The 16,523-nt window shown below is 74.2% G+C and carries 20 protein-coding genes; 11 read left to right on the forward strand and 9 right to left on the reverse strand.

What is annotated here, in order from left to right; all coding sequences use genetic code 11:
* Window positions 1-123 precede the first annotated feature (123 nt).
* Window positions 124-816: a type 1 glutamine amidotransferase domain-containing protein gene (locus tag ACPPVO_RS27505; RefSeq protein ID WP_426514038.1), complete on the forward strand. Its 693-nt coding sequence runs from the start codon at window positions 124-126 to the stop codon at window positions 814-816.
* On the opposite strand, the gene ACPPVO_RS27510 is transcribed toward ACPPVO_RS27505, so the two are convergent.
* Both ACPPVO_RS27510 and ACPPVO_RS27515 read right to left on the reverse strand, forming a co-directional pair.
* Window positions 813-1,775, reverse strand: a complete 963-nt coding sequence (locus ACPPVO_RS27510; protein WP_426514039.1) for an NADPH:quinone reductase — start codon at window positions 1,773-1,775, stop codon at window positions 813-815. The two genes, ACPPVO_RS27505 and ACPPVO_RS27510, sit on opposite strands and share 4 nt — an antisense overlap.
* A gap of 194 nt (window positions 1,776-1,969) precedes the next feature.
* On the reverse strand, window positions 1,970-2,998 hold the full coding sequence (locus ACPPVO_RS27515; RefSeq protein WP_426514040.1) for a saccharopine dehydrogenase family protein: 1,029 nt from the start codon (window positions 2,996-2,998) through the stop codon (window positions 1,970-1,972).
* A gap of 71 nt (window positions 2,999-3,069) precedes the next feature.
* On the opposite strand from ACPPVO_RS27515, the gene ACPPVO_RS27520 reads away from it, so the two are divergent.
* The 3 genes from ACPPVO_RS27520 (at window position 3,070) to ACPPVO_RS27530 (ending at window position 5,383) form a co-directional block, all read left to right on the forward strand.
* Window positions 3,070-4,011: a helix-turn-helix domain-containing protein gene (locus ACPPVO_RS27520; RefSeq protein WP_426514041.1), complete on the forward strand. Its 942-nt coding sequence runs from the start codon at window positions 3,070-3,072 to the stop codon at window positions 4,009-4,011.
* 17 nt (window positions 4,012-4,028) lie between these two features.
* On the forward strand, window positions 4,029-4,499 hold the full coding sequence (locus tag ACPPVO_RS27525) for a hypothetical protein (protein WP_426514042.1): 471 nt from the start codon (window positions 4,029-4,031) through the stop codon (window positions 4,497-4,499).
* Between the two features lie 140 nt (window positions 4,500-4,639).
* Window positions 4,640-5,383, forward strand: a complete 744-nt coding sequence (locus tag ACPPVO_RS27530; RefSeq protein ID WP_426514043.1) for an SAM-dependent methyltransferase — start codon at window positions 4,640-4,642, stop codon at window positions 5,381-5,383.
* Between the two features lie 65 nt (window positions 5,384-5,448).
* On the opposite strand, the gene ACPPVO_RS27535 is transcribed toward ACPPVO_RS27530, so the two are convergent.
* Window positions 5,449-6,255, reverse strand: coding sequence for a TIGR02452 family protein (locus tag ACPPVO_RS27535; RefSeq protein WP_426514044.1), 807 nt, complete (start codon window positions 6,253-6,255; stop codon window positions 5,449-5,451).
* 355 nt (window positions 6,256-6,610) lie between these two features.
* Here ACPPVO_RS27535 and ACPPVO_RS27540 point away from each other — a divergent pair, with 355 nt between their 5' ends.
* A complete protein-coding gene (locus ACPPVO_RS27540; RefSeq protein ID WP_426514045.1) occupies window positions 6,611-7,030 on the forward strand; it encodes a hypothetical protein in 420 nt (139 codons plus the stop codon).
* Here the strand turns inward: ACPPVO_RS27540 and ACPPVO_RS27545 are convergent.
* Window positions 7,018-7,572: a hypothetical protein gene (locus ACPPVO_RS27545; protein WP_426514046.1), complete on the reverse strand. Its 555-nt coding sequence runs from the start codon at window positions 7,570-7,572 to the stop codon at window positions 7,018-7,020. The two genes, ACPPVO_RS27540 and ACPPVO_RS27545, sit on opposite strands and share 13 nt — an antisense overlap.
* 69 nt (window positions 7,573-7,641) lie before the next feature.
* Between ACPPVO_RS27545 and ACPPVO_RS27550 the strand changes: the two genes are divergently transcribed.
* From ACPPVO_RS27550 to ACPPVO_RS27575, 6 genes are read left to right on the forward strand one after another with little or no spacing between them, the layout of a single operon-like run.
* A complete protein-coding gene (locus ACPPVO_RS27550; RefSeq protein ID WP_426514047.1) occupies window positions 7,642-8,256 on the forward strand; it encodes a hypothetical protein in 615 nt (204 codons plus the stop codon).
* A gap of 54 nt (window positions 8,257-8,310) precedes the next feature.
* Window positions 8,311-8,850, forward strand: a complete 540-nt coding sequence (locus ACPPVO_RS27555) for an RNA polymerase sigma factor (protein ID WP_360370456.1) — start codon at window positions 8,311-8,313, stop codon at window positions 8,848-8,850.
* Window positions 8,851-8,863: 13 nt separating this feature from the next.
* A complete protein-coding gene (locus tag ACPPVO_RS27560) occupies window positions 8,864-9,685 on the forward strand; it encodes a hypothetical protein (RefSeq protein ID WP_426514048.1) in 822 nt (273 codons plus the stop codon).
* A complete protein-coding gene (locus ACPPVO_RS27565; protein ID WP_426514049.1) occupies window positions 9,682-10,539 on the forward strand; it encodes an ATP-binding cassette domain-containing protein in 858 nt (285 codons plus the stop codon). The genes ACPPVO_RS27560 and ACPPVO_RS27565 overlap by 4 nt, the downstream gene beginning before the upstream one ends.
* Window positions 10,536-11,291 carry a hypothetical protein gene (locus ACPPVO_RS27570; protein WP_426514050.1) on the forward strand — a complete coding sequence of 252 codons (756 nt, stop codon included), beginning with the start codon at window positions 10,536-10,538 and terminating at the stop codon, window positions 11,289-11,291. Before ACPPVO_RS27565 ends, ACPPVO_RS27570 begins: the two co-directional genes overlap by 4 nt.
* Complete coding sequence (locus ACPPVO_RS27575) at window positions 11,288-11,932, forward strand: hypothetical protein (RefSeq protein ID WP_426514051.1); 645 nt, start codon at window positions 11,288-11,290, stop codon at window positions 11,930-11,932. The genes ACPPVO_RS27570 and ACPPVO_RS27575 overlap by 4 nt, the downstream gene beginning before the upstream one ends.
* 13 nt (window positions 11,933-11,945) lie before the next feature.
* Here ACPPVO_RS27575 and ACPPVO_RS27580 read toward each other — a convergent pair whose 3' ends face one another.
* From ACPPVO_RS27580 to ACPPVO_RS27600, 5 genes are all read right to left on the reverse strand, one after another.
* Window positions 11,946-12,494: a GNAT family N-acetyltransferase gene (locus ACPPVO_RS27580; RefSeq protein ID WP_426514052.1), complete on the reverse strand. Its 549-nt coding sequence runs from the start codon at window positions 12,492-12,494 to the stop codon at window positions 11,946-11,948.
* A gap of 23 nt (window positions 12,495-12,517) precedes the next feature.
* The gene (locus ACPPVO_RS27585; RefSeq protein ID WP_426514053.1) at window positions 12,518-13,138 is read right to left on the reverse strand and encodes a dihydrofolate reductase family protein; all 621 of its coding nucleotides are present in this window, start codon (window positions 13,136-13,138) and stop codon (window positions 12,518-12,520) included.
* A 98-nt stretch (window positions 13,139-13,236) separates the two neighbouring features.
* Entirely contained in the window at window positions 13,237-13,776 is a 540-nt protein-coding gene (locus tag ACPPVO_RS27590; RefSeq protein WP_426514054.1) for a GNAT family N-acetyltransferase, read from the reverse strand.
* A gap of 18 nt (window positions 13,777-13,794) precedes the next feature.
* A complete protein-coding gene (locus tag ACPPVO_RS27595) occupies window positions 13,795-15,138 on the reverse strand; it encodes a DNA polymerase IV (protein WP_426514055.1) in 1,344 nt (447 codons plus the stop codon).
* A gap of 12 nt (window positions 15,139-15,150) precedes the next feature.
* Window positions 15,151-16,431: a PhzF family phenazine biosynthesis isomerase gene (locus tag ACPPVO_RS27600; protein ID WP_426514056.1), complete on the reverse strand. Its 1,281-nt coding sequence runs from the start codon at window positions 16,429-16,431 to the stop codon at window positions 15,151-15,153.
* Window positions 16,432-16,523: the final 92 nt, after the last annotated feature.

The raw sequence follows: 16,523 nt of genomic DNA on the forward strand, positions 1-16,523 counted from the left end.
TCCTCCTTCGGGAATCGACGCTGGCGACTGTAGCGGCTGCGGGCGCGCTCCGATGCCCCGTCGCCGGGGCCCACCCGGACAGGACTAGGCGGCATCACCCCGGCCCGCGGCACCGTCGGTCGCATGGCGAAGATCCTGTTCGTGCTCACCGGGGCCAGCTACTGGACGCTCAAGGACGGCACCCGGCATCCGACCGGTTACTGGGCCGAGGAGTTCGCGGCGCCGTACCGCGCGCTGACCGAGGCCGGCCACACCGTCGAGGTCGCCACCCCCGGCGGCGTCGTCCCGCACGTGGACGTGATGAGCCTGCGCCCGTCGATGGCCGGCGGGGAGCAGGGCGCCCTCGACGAGGAGAGCGTGCTGCGCTCCGCCGAGGAGCTGCGCCGGCCGCTCGTCCTGGCCGAGGTGCGGCTGTCCGACTACGACGCCGTGTACTACCCGGGCGGCCACGGCCCGATGCAGGATCTGTGGGACGACGCCGACTCGGGCCGGCTGCTCAGCGCGGCCCTCGCGTCCGGCAAGCCCCTCGCGGTCGTCTGCCACGCCCCGGCCGCGATGCTGGCCACCCGGCGCGACGGCGTCTCACCCTTCCAGGGGTACCGCGTGACCGCCTACACCAACGACGAGGAGGACGCCGTCGGCCTGGCCGCGCGGGCCCGCTGGCTGCTCGAGGACGAGCTGAAGAACCTGGGCGTCCGCTTCGAGCGCGGCGAGAGCTGGAAGCCCTACACGGTCGTGGACCGCAACCTGTACACCGGGCAGAACCCGGCCTCGGCCGCGCCCCTGGCCCGCGAACTGCTCAAGGTGCTCGCCTAGCGGACGCCGGGGCGCAGCACGACCCGCCGGCCGCGGAGGTCGCCGCGCTCCAGCATGCGGTGGGCCTCGGCCGTCGCCGACAGCGGGAGCTCCACCGTCGCGCGGGGCCGCAGGCGGCCCGCGGCGAGCAGGCGGTTGACGGCCGCGGCGGCTTTGGCGAGCTCGGCGGTCGTGGCGTGGGAGATGACGAAGCCGGTCACCGTGCGGTCGTCCATGTACAGCGCCGCCGCGGGCAGGACCGGGCGCGAGGTCGCCCCGGACAGGATGACCGCGCGGCCGCGGAACGCCAGCCGGTCGAGCACCGTCTCCAGGTCGTTGCGGCCGGAGGTGTCGACGTACAGGTCCGGCCGTCGGGTTCCGAGGCCGGCCTCGCGGTAGTCGAGGACCTCGTGCGCGCCCAGGGAGCGGCAGTACTCGGCGTCGGCTGCGGACGCGGTCGCCACGACCCGGGCGCCCGCCTCCGCGGCCAGCACGATCAGCGCGGCCCCGACGTTGCCCGCGCCGCCCGCCACCGCGACCGTCTCGCCCGCCCGGAGCCGGCCGTGGGTGAACAGCGCGAGGTACGCGGTCGCGGCGGGGTGGGCCACGGTCACGGCGGTCTCGGGGGCGACGCCGGGCGGGAGGGGGTACGACCGCTCGATCGGCACGACCGCGAACTGCGCGGCGGCGCCCTGCCGGCCCGCATGGCCGAGGCTGTTGCACCACACGGCGTCGCCCGGCGCGAACCCGGCCGCCCCGGGCCCCGCGGCCACGACGGTCCCGGCGAGGTCGCGGCCGACGACGAACGGCATCGGCAGCGGCGTGCGGAACAGCCCCGACCGCACGAACGCGTCGACCGGGTTGACCGTGGTGGCGACGACCTCGACGAGGACGTCGGTCGGCCCGGGCACGGGGTCGTCGAGCTCGCCGTACCGGATGACGTCGGGCGTTCCCAGCTCGTGCAGGTGGGCGGCGCGCATGGAAGCCAATTCTGCGCGCCGGCCGGGCCGCCGCCTCACGGCCCGAGGACGATCTTTTCCGGTCGCGCTTTTCCCGGTCGCGCTTTCCGGTCGCGCTTTCCGGTCGCGCTTTCCGGTCGCGCTTTCCGGTCGCGCTTTTCCGGTCGCGCTTTCCGGTCGCGCTTTCCGGTCGCGCTTTTCCGGTCGCGCGCACGTCAGCCGGCCGGCTCGACGACGATGTCGGGGGCCAGGGCGGCCAGGAAGTCCGCGGCGTCGAACATGGCGCCCGCGGACGCGACGCCGGTGGTGCGCGTGCGGCCGGTGAGGATGCGCGTGACCGCCTCCACCGCGAGGGGCGCGGTGACGGCGTAGATGTCGCGGCCGTACGCCACGAGCCGTCGCCGCTGCCCACCGCGGTGCACGACGGCGTCGACGACGAACGACTGGGCGGAGCGGCCGCTCGCGTCGGCCGCGACCGGGGCCGGCGTGTCCGGGGCGGCGAGGTCCCGCGCCGCCTCGACCGTCATGTGGGTGCGCACCTCCCGCACGTCCACGTGGCTGGGCACGGTCACGATGTCGGCCATCGAGAACTCGGCGACGACCTCGCGGGCGCCGGCCGGCGGCGGGAAGGCCCAGCGCTCGGTCCGCGGCGCGTCGTCGTGGTAGTCGAGCCGGCCCTCGGTGAAGCGGACCCGGCGGCCGTTGCGCCGCTGCCGGGAGACGTCGCCGGCGATGCGGGTGCCGGGGGTGGGGTGCCAGCTGTCCAGGCCGTACGCGATGTCCACGCGGTCGGCCCGGGTCCAGTCGCCCATCGCCGCGGTGACGAGCAGGTCGCCGAGGCCGCCGTAGAACGCCATCGCCGGCACCACGACCGCGCCGGCCGCCCCGGCGCGCTCGCCGAAGCGCCGGAACGTGTCGGCGTTGGCCTCGATCTCGGCGGCCACGTCCACGTACGGGATGCCGGCCCGCAGCGCGGCCTCGATCACCGGGCCCGCTGTCGCGGCGAACGGGCCGGCCGTGTTGATCACCGCGGCCGCGCCGTCCAGCGCCCGGTCCAGCGCCGCCGGGTCGTCGACCGCCGCCGGCCGGGTGTCGAGGCTGGCGCGGGCCACGGCCTCGAGGCGGCGCGGGTCGCGGCCGGCCAGGACGGGGGTGAGGCCGCGCTCGAGCAGCGCGGCGGTGACGAAACGACCAGTGTGCCCGTACGCGCCGTAGACGGTCACGGTCCTGCCTGAAAGATCCACTCGCTCATCGTGCCGACCGGGACCGGGGGACCGTGAGCGTCGGGAACGACGAGATGCGTACAGTTTCGGACATGCACACAGTCGCGGTGGCTGTCGCCGACGGGGTCCTCAACTTCGAGCTGTCGCTGGCCTGCGAGCTGTTCGGCTCGGCCCCGCCCGTGCCGGTCGCGCCCTGGTACGACCTCGTCATCTGCGGCGCCGCCCCGGTCCGCGCCGACGGCCGGTTCCTGCTGGAGCCCGACGACGGGCTGGACCGGCTGGCCCGGGCCGGCACCGTGATCGTGCCCGGCTGGGCCGAGCTCGACGCCGACCCGCCGGCCGACCTCGTCGCGGCCATCCGCGCGGCACACGAGGCCGGCGCGCGGGTGGCGTCGCTGTGCACCGGGGCCTTCGTGCTCGCCGCGGCCGGACTGCTGGACGGGCGGCGGGCCACGACCCACTGGCAGTACGCCGGGGCGCTGGCCGCGCGCTACCCGCACGTCGAGGTCGACCCGGACGTGCTCTACGTCGACGAGGGCAGCGTGCTGACCTCCGCGGGCAAGGCGGCCGCGCTGGACCTGTGCCTGCACCTGGTCCGCCGCGACCACGGCGCCGCCGTCGCCAACGCGGTCGCCCGCCGGCTCGTCGTGGCCCCGCACCGGCCCGGCGGCCAGGCTCAGTTCGTCGCCACGCCGGTCCCGGCGCCCGAGGACCGCCCGCTCAGCGAGCTGCTCGCCTGGGCCGCCCGGCGCCTGGACCAGCCGCTGACCGTCGAGGACCTGGCCCGCCAGGCGAGCGTGAGCAGCCGCCACCTCGCCCGCCAGTTCCGCGCCGCGACCGGCACCACACCGCTGCGCTGGCTGCTGAACCAGCGCATCCGGCGGGCGCAGGAGCTGCTGGAGCACACCGGCGACGGCCTCGACGCGATCGCGGCGGCCACCGGCCTGGGCACCGCGACCACGCTGCGCCGCCACTTCCACCAGGTGGTCGGGGTGGCCCCGGGCGTCTATCGGCGCACGTTCCGGGACCACTGACGCCTACCATGCCGGGCATGGCCTTTCGTCACTGCCTCGCGCTGCTCGCCGCGGTGCTGCCGGCCCTGCTCGCCGGGTGCGCCCAGGAGGACGAGCTCCGCCCGGGCTGCACGCCGCCGCCCCACGAGGAGCGCCTCCTCGACGCCTACCGCGACGACCCCGTGTTCAAGGTGCGGCCGCCGGGCGTCCAGAAGGCCGGCGCCCCGCGCGACAGCAAGGCCTGCCGCATCCTCAACGAGGAGGACACCTCGTTCACGAACGTGACCCTGACGCTGCACGGCGACCATCCGTACGGGCGGGAGGAGCTTCTGAACGTCTACGACGCCGACCTGCAACGCGCGGGATGGCGACCGGCGGCGACGCCCGCGGACTCGTTGCAGTACTGCCGCGACGTCGCCGGCGTCCCGAGCGACCTGCAGATCGACGGCTACCCCGACAGCTCCGTCATCGTGTCGATGGCCGCCGAGCCCGACGGCGGATGCGACTGACGGTCAGGCGGAAGAAATCGGTCGCGTTCCGGACCCGCGGCGGCTATGTTCGGCGCCTCTCACGTCTGCAGGAGGTGGCTTGATGACGGCCCGTGTCCTTACCCGGCCCTGTTTCCCTTCCGACGTAAGGACCTCCCGACATGGATCTTCCGCGAATCTTCGTGATCCGCGAGCGTGACCACCGCATCCACAACCCCTTCACCGAACAGAAGCTCGCCCTCCTCGGCGACGTGATCCGGCTGCGCCCCGGCCAGACCGTGCTCGACCTCGCCTGCGGCAGCGGCGAGATGCTCTGCACCTGGAGCCGCGACCACGGCATCTCCGGGACCGGCGTCGACATCAGCACGTACTTCCTCGGCACCGCCCGGGCCCGCGCCGCCGAGCTGGGCGTCGCCGACCGTGTGGCGTTCGTGCACGACGACGCCGCCGGTTTCGTCGCGCCCGCGCCGGTCGACGTCGCGGCCTGCATCGGCGCGACCTGGATCGGCGACGGCGTCCCGGGGACGCTGGCACTGCTGGAGCAGAGTCTCGTACCCGGCGGGCTCCTGCTCGTCGGCGAGCCGTACTGGCGCATCGACCCCGACCAGGCGGCCGTCGAGGGCTGCGGCTTCACGTCCCGCGACGAGTTCGACGACCTGCCCGGGCTGGTCGAGTCGTTCGGCCGGCTCGGCTGGGACGTGGTGGAGATGGTGCTGGCCGACGGCGACAGCTGGGACCGGTACGCGGCCGCGCAATGGTTCAGCCTGCGGGCCTGGCTCGACGCCAACCCGGACGACGAGCTGGCAGGCGAGGTGCGGGCCGAGCTGGACACCGCGCCGGCGTTGTACGTGCGCTACCGGCGGCGGTACCTCGGCTGGGGCGTGTTCGTGCTGAAGCGACGCTGACCCGTGCGACCGGCCGGACGGTGGCGCACCGTCCGGCCGGTGGCGCGTCCACCCCCGCCTTGTGCTCAGCGTGCGGGCGGGAACCGGGCCGTGAACGCGGCCCGCACCGGGGCCCCCTTCGCGTGGTCCAGCACCGCGAACACCACTTCGTCGAAGCACCCGGCGCTCTCGGCGAGTGCGTCGCCGAACGCGCCGGCCACGGTCTGCGGATCGTTGCGGAAGACGCCGCACCCCCAGGCGCCGAGCACCAGGCGCCGATGGTCGTGGGCGGCGGCCACGGCGAGCACGCGGCGGGCCCGGACGGCGAGCGCGGCCGCGACCTTGCCGGCCCGGCTGGCCGGCAGCGCCCCGCGGTTGGGGGCGGCGGCGGTCAGGAACGAGACCTGGTACGGATCCTCGAGCAGCCGTCCATCGTCATCGCGGAACACCGGAACGCGGGGCGAGTAGATGACGCTGTCGGTGTAGAGGTTGTCGCTGCGGGACCGGTGCAGCGTGTAGAACTGGGGCGCGGCGGTCAGGCAGCTGTACAGCGCCGACGCGCGAGCCAGGCCCTCCTCCTGGGCCTGGGCGCCGGTGCGGAAGCCGCCGCCCGGGTGCTTCGCGGAGGCGAACACGAGCGCGGCCACGTCGCCGTCGCGGGCCAGCCGGCGGCTGGCCGCCAAGGTGCTCTCCCCGGTGACCGAGACCGCGGGGGCCGGCCCGTTCGGCGGACGGCCCGGCAGCGCCTGCCCGGGCTGGTACAGCCGGGTGCCGCCGACCGCCGCGCGGATGCCGGCGGTCAGGTCGACGCGTCCGCCGCCTGGAGGCCGGTAGGCGGCGGCGCGGAGGATCTGCAACGTGTCGCGGGCGAGGTCCCGCAGCTGCGCACTCACGCCGACCGATTCTGCGCGACCGCGCCGAGCCCGGCGACCGGATATCGGGCCGGTCAGGGCGACCCGCTGAGCGCGGAGATGCTGCCACGGCTCTTCACGACCAACCAGCCGCTGAGCGCGGAGATCTAGCACGGATATCTGATCTGGCCTCTTGCCGCGGTCACCGCCGCCTTGATCGTGCACCACCGACGGGACGTCTGAGCCTTCCACCGGGTGCGGCGGCGGGCGTACGGGTTGGGGTTATCCCTGTCCTGAGACGGCCGAATGGCCTGGTCGGGGCGGCACGGATTCGGGATTTGCCCGGTCCGGCGCGGGTCTACCGTGAGCTGAGACACATCAACTGAGGGGGCCCACCATGACCGACGCCGACATTCCGTACGTCGTGGAGCACGACACCAACTACGACGGCCACGACGAGTGGCTCAGCGCCGACACGAACGCGGACGGGCGCGACGACGTGTACCAGTACGACCTCGACGGTGACGGCAACCTCGACAACCAGGCGTGGGACAGCAACCACGACGGCTACATCGACGCGCGTGGGTACGACCACGACCACGACGGGCGCATGGAAGAGGTCAAGTACGACACCGACAAGGACGGCAAGGCGGACCTGCTGCAGGTCGACAGCGACGGCGACGGCAACCTCGACCGGCTCTACACCGACGCCGACCACGACGGCAAGTACGACCGCGTCGACACCATCCACGCCGCGGACCCCAAGATGACGCACTACACCGACCACTACACCAACGGCGCGCACTACAACGGCTGAGCCGGCGTCCGATCGGCCGGGACCCACCGCGGGCAGGGCCGCACCGCATGGTGCTGCACATCGCGGTACGTGCCGTCGCCCGCTTGGTCGGGTATCCCATGCAATCCGGGCGGAGACGTGGCCGCGCCGGCGAACGCGAACAGTTTGACGGACGGTACCGGCCAGGTTGCATGGTCGAAACCGCAGTCCATGTGCCAGCCGTCCGGAAGGACCCACGGCTCCGGCTCGGGCAGGGAGAACAGGATCTGGGCGCCGGCCCGCGGGCGTCGCCAGCTGCCGGGCCCGAAGATGGCGTCCAGGGCGTCGCGCACCGCCTGGTTGTCGACGAGTGGTCTGAACACCGGGTCGCGGCTCACGCTCTGCCAGTTCAGGACGGTCGAGCCCGCCCAAGTGGCCGGGTCGGTCGGCTGGAGCCCGGCTTGGCGTTCGGCGTGCTGCCACAGGGCGTTGCGCATGGCGGCCGCCTGGTCGGCGGTGAACGCGCGGTGGAGGCGGACGACGCCGGTGGACTCGAAGCCTGATCGGATATCGACCGGTTGCACGGTAGGGGCACATGCCGCTGGCGGAGTAGGTCATTTCCGGCTTCCCGGGGCCCGCCCTATGATGCGGCCGTGACGTACGTCCTCACCAAGGCCGACCTGGTCTGGAACCGTGCGATGTCCGATGAGGTTCACGCCGGCGTCGGGGATCGGCATCTTCGGGCGATGGCCAAGCCGTACGGGCGCATCATGGGCAGCGGGGTGTCGGCGGTGCTGGACACCAGCTCGCCCGAGGAGGTTCGGCGCGCCGCCGATGCGTTCGAGTACCTCGGTCTGTCGGATCTGGCCGGCCTGACCCGGCGGCTGGTCGACGTCGACTGGTCGTCCGAAGACGACCTCGAGGGGCGGCTCAACCGCGCCTTCTACGGGCTGGAGGAAGCGCTGGCCGGGGCGTTCGAGCGCAAGTACGCCGAGTCGCCGGAGGACTTCGACGGCGTTGCCGGCGATGGGGTCGATCGGCGGCCCGGGTCGTGGGCGTCCGGCGGTCAAGGCAAGCGAGTCTGTCCGGGGGAACTGATCGTGCATGAGCACGATGTCGTGTGCTCGCAGCGCGATGCGTGTCCGGGGATCACCGGCCTTGTGCTGCATTCCAGATCGCGGTGGCACGACTCGGAGCAATTGCCGGGCCGTCCCGTGAACCGTTCGCCCCGCCCGGTACGACGAACAGGGCATGGGTGGGAGACGTAGCGCCGGGCATGTGACTCTTGGCCTCGTCGGGCGACGAGAACCGGGAGGTCACGCATGCTGACGCGACCGCCGGACCCCCGGGAGGACTCCCAGCTCCTCGCGGCGATCTCGGACGGCGACCGGGAGGCGTTCGCCGAGCTGTACCGGCGGCATCTGCCGTGGCTGCTGGTGCGCCTGGGGCGGCGGTGCTCGTCGCCGGAGCTCGTCGACGAGGTCGTGCAGGACACGTTCGTGGCGGTCTGGCGGTCGGCCGGGCGGTGGGACCGCCGGGGCGAGGTGGCCGCGTGGATCTGGGGCATCGGTATCCGCCGCCTGGTCGACACGCTGCGGCGGGGCCGGCCGCCGGCCGATGAGCTGACCGAGTTCGCCGGCGTCGAGACGTCGGCCGAGGAGCACGTGCTGCTCGCGGTCCAGTACGGCGACGTCGGCGCGGCGCTGGCCGGCCTGTCCCCGGAGCTGCGGGCGGTCGTGCAGGCGACGGTCCTGGACGGGCTGACCACGCGGGAGGCCGCCCGGCTGCTGGGCATCCCGCCGGGCACGGTCAAGACACGGATGATGCGCGCCCGCGCTCAGCTGCGGGAGCGCCTGGCATGACGGGGAGGTTCGGATGACCGTCTGGCACCTGGATCCGGAGGCGATCCGCCGGTACGCGCAGGGGGCCGCCCCGCCGGACCTGGCCGCGTCGGCCGAGGCGCACCTGATGAAGTGCCCGGCCTGCCGGGGCGCGATCGCGTCCCACGTCGACACCCGGCGGGTCGAGGCGATCTGGCAGGAGGTGGCCGACCGGGTCGACGCTCCCCGGCCGGGCTGGCCCGAGCGGCTGCTGGCCCGCCTCGGCGTCGGCGAGGCGACGGCGCGTCTCGTCGCCGCCACGCCGACCCTGCGGGGGCCGTGGCTGCTGGGGATCGCGGGGGTGCTCGCGCTCGCCGTCTGGGCGGGTCAGGCCGACGAGCGCCTGCTGCGGATGTTTCTCGTGGCCGCCCCGCTCGGGCCGCTGGCCGGTGTCGCGGTGGCCTTCGCCGGCGGCCTCGACCCGACCCGGGAGATCGGGCTCGCCACGCCGTACTCGGGACTGCGGTTGCTGTTGATCCGCACGGCCGCGGTCCTGGCGGTGACGGTGCCGATCGTGGCCGCGGCCGGGCTGGCGCTACCCGGCTCCGGCTGGCTGGCCGCCGCCTGGCTCCTGCCCACGGCCGGGCTCACCTGCGCCGCGCTGGCGCTGACGGCCCGGATGACACCCGTCGTCGCCGTCGGCGTCGTGGCCGCGGCCTGGGTACTGGTGACCGTCCCGACCGCCGTCGCCGGTCACCTCGACCTCGCCGTCGGCGTCGGCGCCCAGATCTTCTGGCTCGCCGTGGCCGTCGGCGGCGGCACCTGGCTCGCCGTCACCCGTCACACCGTCATGATCAAAATCGGGAGCAGTGCATGACTGTACGCGTGCAGGGCGCGACGAAATCCTTCGGCCGCACGACGGCGCTGGCCGGCGTCGACCTCGACGCCGGCCAGGGCGTGACCGGCCTGCTGGGACCGAACGGCGCCGGCAAGACGACCCTGCTGCGGATCATCGCCACCGTCCTGGCGCCGGACCGGGGCACGGTGACCCTGCTGGGCCGTGACCCGGCGCGCCCCGACGACCGGACCCGGATCCGCGAGCGCCTGGGCTACCTGCCGCAGGACGCCGGCTTCCACCGGGGGTTCACGGTCTTCGAGTTCATCGACTACGTGGCGATCCTGAAGCAGATGACCGACCGGCGGGCCCGGCACGACGAGGTCCGCCGGGTCGTCGAACTGACCGGGCTGGCGTCCGTCAGCGCCAAGCGGATCCGGGCCCTGTCCGGCGGCATGCGCCGGCGGGTCGGCCTGGCCCAGGCCCTGCTGGGCGATCCCGGCCTGCTCGTCCTCGACGAGCCGACGGTCGGCCTCGATCCCGAGCAGCGGCTGCGGTTCCGGGAGATGATCTCGCACGCCGGCGAGGGGCGCACGGTGGTCCTGTCCAGCCACCAGACCGAGGACATCACCGCCCTGTGCACCAGGATCGCCGTGTTCCATCAGGGCCGGGTCCGGTTCACCGGCACCCCCGGCGAGCTGACCGCCCTGGCCGCGGCCCGCGTGTGGGCCGACACCCAGCGGTCGGCCGCCGCCCTCGCCGCGTGGCGCACCGGCGACGGCATCTTCCGCAACGTCGGCGACCCGCCGGCCGGCGCCGAGCTGATCCCACCCACGCTGGAGGATGCGTACCTCCTGCTCATGGGCGAACCCGATCTGGAGGTCACCCACTCGTGAGCAACGCCATCCTGATCGGCCGGGAGGCCCGCCGCCTTCTGCGGCACCCCGTGCTGTGGCTGGTGCCGGTCGTCGTGGCCGTGACCTCCGCCGCCGACTCGGCCAGCGCCGGCCGCAACGCCGACTACTGGTACAGCACCATCTTCATCGCCGTCACGTTCTTCGGGCCGATCATCGTCCTGTTCGCGGCGAACCTGGTCGCCAGCGGCGCCCGCCGCAGCCGGGCCGAGGAGATGCTGCAGGCCACCCCGACCGCGGACACGCACCGGACCTGGGCGATGAGCCTGGGCATCGCACTGCCGCTGGCCGGCATCGGCGCCGTCGCGGCGGCGGCCATGGCCGTCATCGGCAGCCTCAACGACATCCCGGCCGACGACCTGATGAGCGCCGGTGAGCTGGCCCAGCTTCCGCTCGTCATCGCCGGCGCCGGGCTGCTCGGCGTCCTCGCCGCCCGCTGGCTGCCCTTCGCCGGCGGCGTGCTGATCGTGTTCGTGCTCGCGACGCTGGGCGGCCTCGTCGCGTTCCGCCACATCCACGGCGGCACCTGGTGGATGTGGTGGACGACCGGGATGACGTTCGAGAACTGGACGCCGGTCCCGGGCCGGCCCTGGCTGCACGTCGCGTACCTGACCGGCCTCTGCGCGTGCGCCGCGATCGCCGCCGTGTACCGCTCCCAGGGCCGCCGGCTGCTCCTCGTCGGCGGCCCGGTTCTGGCCGCCACCCTCGTCCTCGGCGGGCTCCAGCTGCCATGACACCGTCCGTTGCCCGGGAGCTGGTCCGAAGCGGCCACCTGGTACGCAGCCTGCGCCTGGCCCCGTTCGCGACGAGTGCCGCCGCCGTCGCCGCGTACCTGGCGGCCCGCCTCGGCGACACCCACGACGCCATCGGCGACCTGCGCGTCCTGGGCCTGCTGCTGGCCCTGGGCAGCGGCTACGCGCTCGACGACAGCGCCGCGATCACGCTGCAGGCCAGCCCGTACGGCCTGGCGCGCCGGACGGGGCTGCGGATCGCCGGTGCCGCGGCCGTCGTCGTGCCGGTGTGGGCGGCGGTGCTCGCCGTCTATCTCCCCTCGGCTCCGGCGGGCGAGCGGTGGAGCCTCGGCCTCGGCCTCACGACCGAGCTGGCCGCCGCGGTCACCGTGCTGTGGGCCGTGGCCGCGTGGGCCCGCCGCCAGGGATTCGACCAGCCCGGCATCATCACCACGCCCGTGCTGCTGGCGGCGCTGCTGCTGGCCGCGTCGATTCCCCAGGCCCCGATGCTTGTCGGCTCCGGCCGGGAGTGGACGCCCGCCCACCTGCGCTGGTCAGGCATCGCGGCCGCCGCGACCTGCGCGCTCGTGGCCGCGATGCGCGACCCGGCCGCGCGCTGGGCGACCCGGGGGCGAACCCGATAGCGACCGAGGCGGGTCACAGAGTGATCCAGTACCGCCGCTTGGGGCCGATGCTCGTCTCCCGGACGTCCTCGAGCACCCCGCCGGCCTTCTCGATGATGCGGGCGGACGCCGTGTTCTGCGGTGAGCAGGTGAGCAGTACCCGGTCCATGCCCATCGACCGCGCCTCCCGGAGGGTCTCGCCCAGCGCCCACGTCGCGATGCCACGCCCGCGGTGGCCCGGCCGGACGTTGTACCCGATGTGGCCGCCGGCCTCGCGGAGCAGCGGGTGGTCGATGGCGTGCCGCAGCTCGATCGCGCCCAGGCAGAGGGTGTCCTCCATGATCCACCGGTAGGTGGAGTGCACGTGGCCCACCGCGGGGGTCAGCTGCGGGTCCTCGCACCGGAGCAGCTTCGCGACCCACGCGGCGAAGCCGTCCGAGCTGTGCACGTCGTCGCCCTCGCGCAGGCCGGTGCCGTCCAGGTGGGAGCCCGCGGGCCATTCCGCGTAGGCGGCGAGCCAGGCCTCGCGCAGCCGCACGTCGGGACGGGTGAGCTCGAAGCGGATTTCCGGGAAATCGGTCATGCAAAGCTCCAGATGCTCAAGGATCAGCCCCCGGCGTACTGCGGGCGCCCCGCCGGCCGGTACACCTGGATCGTGACGCCCTTCGAGTCGGCTCGGGACTGGACCAGGTCGAGGGCGAGGTCCGGGCCGTCGGCGGGGAACAGCCGTGCGCCCTGGCCGAGGATCACGGGTACGACCAGCAGGGTCAGCTCGTCGACGAGGTCATGCTCGAGCAGCCACCGGACCAGGGTGCCGCTGCCGTGCACCTGCAGCTCGCCGCCCGGCTTCGCCTTCAGGTCCGCGATCGCGGCCACGAGGTCGGCGGACAGGACGGTGGTGTCCGACCACGCCGGGTCGGTGAGGGTGGTCGAGGCCACGTACTTGGGCTTGGTGTTCAGCGACCGCCAGACGGGCTCCCAGCCGGGGACGTCCTGGACCGTCAAGGACCCCCAGGAGGCGGTGAAGAGCTCGTAGGTGCGCCGGCCGAACAGGAACGCGTCGGCGCGCTGGTAGGCCTGGTTGATGTACGCCCTGGTCTGGTCGTCGCCCTTCCCCAGGGCCCATCCGCCGCGCTCGAACCCGTTCCTGCGGTCCTCGTCGGACGTGCCGCCGTTGCCCTGCATCACGCCGTCGATGGTGAGCTGGGTCATCGTCGTCAGTTTCATGATCGGGGGTTCCCTCTTCCTTCGGGGCCGTCCCTCGTGGCCGGCTCACCCCCGCTACGAAGACGTTCGGCCCGATCCGACACGGCCTCCCGAACTTTTCACGGGAGCGGGATCCAGAAGCGGAGCTTGCCGTCGCGCTCGTCCTCGAACACGCCGCCGTTCGACTCGATCACGCGGCGTGAGATGACGTTCGTGGTGTCGCAGGTCAGCAGGGCCGACTCGATGCCCAGCGAGCGCGCGATCGGCAGCGCCGCCCGCAGCATGGCCGTCGCGTAGCCGTTGCCCCGGGCCGTCGGGCGGACGTCGTAGCCGATGTGGCCGCCGACCTCCAGCAGGTTCGGGGTGAGGCGGTGGCGGATCGCGAGCCGCCCGTAGTAGGAGGAGCCGTCCACCCACCACAGGGTCGTCGACGGGACGAAGTGCTCCGGCCGCGGCGTCTCCTCGAGCGCCTGCGCGCGCAGGGCGGTCACGTAGTCGGCGAACCCGGCGGGCGAGTCCCAGGTCGGGGAGAAATCCTGGATCTCGCGGGCGACCATGGTGAGGTCGTCGGGGCCACCGCGGCCCTCGGCGACGAACTCGGCCATGGCGGCCAGGAACGACTGGTGGACGGCGACGACGGGCGGGCTGGGCGCAGGCACGACTGCCGATGATAGTCGTCAGGCCCAGTCCGGTGGGGGCGCCCGGTGCAGGGCGGGGTCGCCGGCCTTGAAGGTGCGCACCGGGCCCGGCGGCGTGCGCGGGCCCTCGAAGCGCACCGTCACGCGGCCCAGGCCGGCGCCCCACACCCAGCCCGGACCGTGCGCGTCGTGGCGGACGTCCTGACCGGTGCGCCACTCCGCGTCGGGCGGGTCAGCGGCGACGTCCGCAACAACGGGGTCCGCACCGACGGCGTCCGCCGGAACGGCGTCGGCGGACACCGGAGGGGTACCGATGGGAAACAGCGTGTCCTGCGCGAACTCCGACAGCGCGGACACCCCCACCCCCAGCAGGCGCAGGCCGCCCGTCACGTCGATGTCCGCGAGCAGGCGCCGGGCCGTCTCCACGACGGCGCGCGGCTCGTCGGTCGGCTGGTCGCGGGTGGCCGAGCGGGTGATCGTGGTGAAGTCGAAGTAGCGGGCCTTCACGGTCACCGTGCGGCCCGACAGGCCGGCGGCCTGCAGGCGCTTGGCGACGCGGTCGGCCAGCAGGTCCAGCTCGCGCTCCAGGCGGGCCCGGTCGGCGACGTCGGTGCCGAAGGTCTCCTCGGCCGACACCGACTTCGTGTCGCGCTCCGCCACCAGGGCGCGGTCGTCGTCGGCGCGGGCGAGGCGGTACAGGCCGTTGCCGTGGGCCTGGCCGAACCAGGCGAGCAGGTCGACGAGCTCGCGGGCGGCGAGCTCGCCGATGGTGCGGATGCCGGCCTGGCGCAGCCGTTCGGCGGTCGCCGGGCCGACGCCCCACAGCTTCGTCACCGGCAGCGGGTGCAGCACCGTCAGCTCGTCGCCCGGCCCGACGACGGTGAGGCCGTCGGGCTTGTCGAGGTCGGAGGCGATCTTCGCGACGAGCTTCGAGGTGCCGATGCCGACCGAGCCGGTGACGCCGCCGGTCGCCACGGCGATGCGGGCCTTGACGTCGCGCGCGAGCCCGGTCACGGCGGGCACCGAGCAGTCGTGGCCGCCGGCCGCGAGGTCGACGAACGCCTCGTCGATCGACACCTGCTCGACCAGCGGCGACACCTGGCGCAGCAGCTCCATCACGATCTGGCTGGTTCGGCGGTACGCCTCGAAGCGCGGCGTGAGATAGGCCGCCCCGGCGGGCAGGCGCCGCCGCGCCTCCGACATCGGCATGGCGGAGCGCACGCCGAACGTCCGGGCCTCGTACGACGCGGTCGCCACCACCCCGCGCCCGGCGATCCCGCCCACCACGACCGGGCGGCCGCGCAGGGACGGCTTGTCCCGCTGCTCGATGCTGGCGAACGCGGCGTCGAGGTCGAGGTGCAGGATGCTCGCCTCGCGCCTCACCGGCCCATTCTGTCAGGCGTAGTACCCCTCGACGGCGGCGCGGGCCTCGGTGAGCAGGGCCGGGCCGTCCTGGAGGACGGGCGCGAAGCCGCGGCCGAGCTGGCGGGTGGACAGGGCGTAGACGACGCGGCCCAGGCCGGAGCGGTCGATCGCGCCGGAGCACATGCCGCAGGGCTGGCAGCTGGTGTACATCGTCACCCCGGCCGCGTCTGCCCGGCTCAGGTGGCGGGCGGCCCAGCGGGCGAGCTTGAGCTCCGGGTGCGCGGTGATGTCGCCGTCGGACGCCACGGTGTTGTGGTCCTCGGCGAGCACCTTCCGGTCCGCGTCGACGAGCAGCGACCCGAACGGGGCGTCGCCCGCGGCCCGGGCCCGGGTGGCGAGCTCGATCGCCCGGCGCAGGAACGTCTCGTCGCGGGCGGTGAGCGACGGCCGCGGCCCGGTGGCCAGGGTACCGGTCGCGGTGACGACGCCGGAGCCGCTGACCAGGACCCGGGCGCCGTCGACGGTGACGGTGATCCGGCTCGGGCGGCCCATCGCGTGGCCCTGCTCGATGACGACCTCCGGGCCGGCGGCGAGCCCGCCGGCCACGAGCAGCGCGGCGAGCGGCCCCGCGGCGGTCCCTGTGGCCGGGTCCTCCGGGATGCCCATGGCCGGATTGAAGAAGCGCGCATAGGTGGTGCCTTCGAAGGTGTACACGTAGCAGCCCTCGCCCCCCACCGCGCGCAGGGCGGGCACGAGCCGCGCGGCATCCGGCACGGCCCGGTCCACCGCGGCCCGCGAGCGCACCGGCACGAGCAGGTGCCCGGCGCCGGTGGAGACGACCCGCGCGGGCCGGTCCGGCACCAGGTCGTCCGGGGCCAGCCCGAGCGCGGCGGCGAGCCCGGCGCGGTCCTCGGCGACGGCGCCGAAGACGGGCGGCGACTGCTCCATGGCGACGACGATGTGGCCCTCGGCGGCGCGGGACGCGTACACCGGCAGCACCGCCTCGCCGATCTGCTGGTGGAACGTGGCCGAGTCGCCGTCGAGCAGCGACTCGGCCAGCCACAGCCAGGCCCCGAGCGCGTTGTGCCCGGCGCCGTAGACCTCCTCGCCGGTCGGCGTGAACGACCGCAGCCGCCGGGTCACCCCGGGGTCCCCGGACGGCAGGACGAACGTGGTCTCGGACTGGTTGAACTCGCGCGCGATCCCGCGCATCTGTTCGTCGGTCAGGCCGTCGGCGCGGGGGACGAGGGTCAGCGGCGCGCCGGTCAGCGGCGCGGCGGCGAAGACGTCGACGTAGGCGAACTCGGTCATGCCCAGAACGCTACGGCGAGCGGGGCCGCGACTGCAGTGCGTTCGCGCGGTCCGCGGCCGCGTTCGCCGCAAGATCTGCGGTAGATTGCCGC

Origin of the sequence: Dactylosporangium sp. McL0621 (genome assembly GCF_049995355.1) — a bacterium.
GTDB lineage: Bacteria > Actinomycetota > Actinomycetes > Mycobacteriales > Micromonosporaceae > Dactylosporangium.

Excerpts from the sequence above, each read along its gene's own strand:
- ACPPVO_RS27505 (WP_426514038.1), top strand. The coding sequence starts at position 124 with ATGGCGAAGATCCTGTTCGTGCTCACCGGGGCCAGCTACTGGACGCTC.
- ACPPVO_RS27510 (WP_426514039.1), bottom strand. The coding sequence starts at position 1,775 with ATGCGCGCCGCCCACCTGCACGAGCTGGGAACGCCCGACGTCATCCGG.
- ACPPVO_RS27520 (WP_426514041.1), top strand. The coding sequence starts at position 3,070 with ATGCACACAGTCGCGGTGGCTGTCGCCGACGGGGTCCTCAACTTCGAG.
- ACPPVO_RS27525 (WP_426514042.1), top strand. The coding sequence starts at position 4,029 with ATGGCCTTTCGTCACTGCCTCGCGCTGCTCGCCGCGGTGCTGCCGGCC.
- ACPPVO_RS27530 (WP_426514043.1), top strand. The coding sequence starts at position 4,640 with ATGGATCTTCCGCGAATCTTCGTGATCCGCGAGCGTGACCACCGCATC.
- ACPPVO_RS27540 (WP_426514045.1), top strand. The coding sequence starts at position 6,611 with ATGACCGACGCCGACATTCCGTACGTCGTGGAGCACGACACCAACTAC.
- ACPPVO_RS27555 (WP_360370456.1), top strand. The coding sequence starts at position 8,311 with ATGCTGACGCGACCGCCGGACCCCCGGGAGGACTCCCAGCTCCTCGCG.
- ACPPVO_RS27560 (WP_426514048.1), top strand. The coding sequence starts at position 8,864 with ATGACCGTCTGGCACCTGGATCCGGAGGCGATCCGCCGGTACGCGCAG.
- ACPPVO_RS27565 (WP_426514049.1), top strand. The coding sequence starts at position 9,682 with ATGACTGTACGCGTGCAGGGCGCGACGAAATCCTTCGGCCGCACGACG.
- ACPPVO_RS27575 (WP_426514051.1), top strand. The coding sequence starts at position 11,288 with ATGACACCGTCCGTTGCCCGGGAGCTGGTCCGAAGCGGCCACCTGGTA.
- ACPPVO_RS27580 (WP_426514052.1), bottom strand. The coding sequence starts at position 12,494 with ATGACCGATTTCCCGGAAATCCGCTTCGAGCTCACCCGTCCCGACGTG.
- ACPPVO_RS27585 (WP_426514053.1), bottom strand. The coding sequence starts at position 13,138 with ATGAAACTGACGACGATGACCCAGCTCACCATCGACGGCGTGATGCAG.
- ACPPVO_RS27600 (WP_426514056.1), bottom strand. The coding sequence starts at position 16,431 with ATGACCGAGTTCGCCTACGTCGACGTCTTCGCCGCCGCGCCGCTGACC.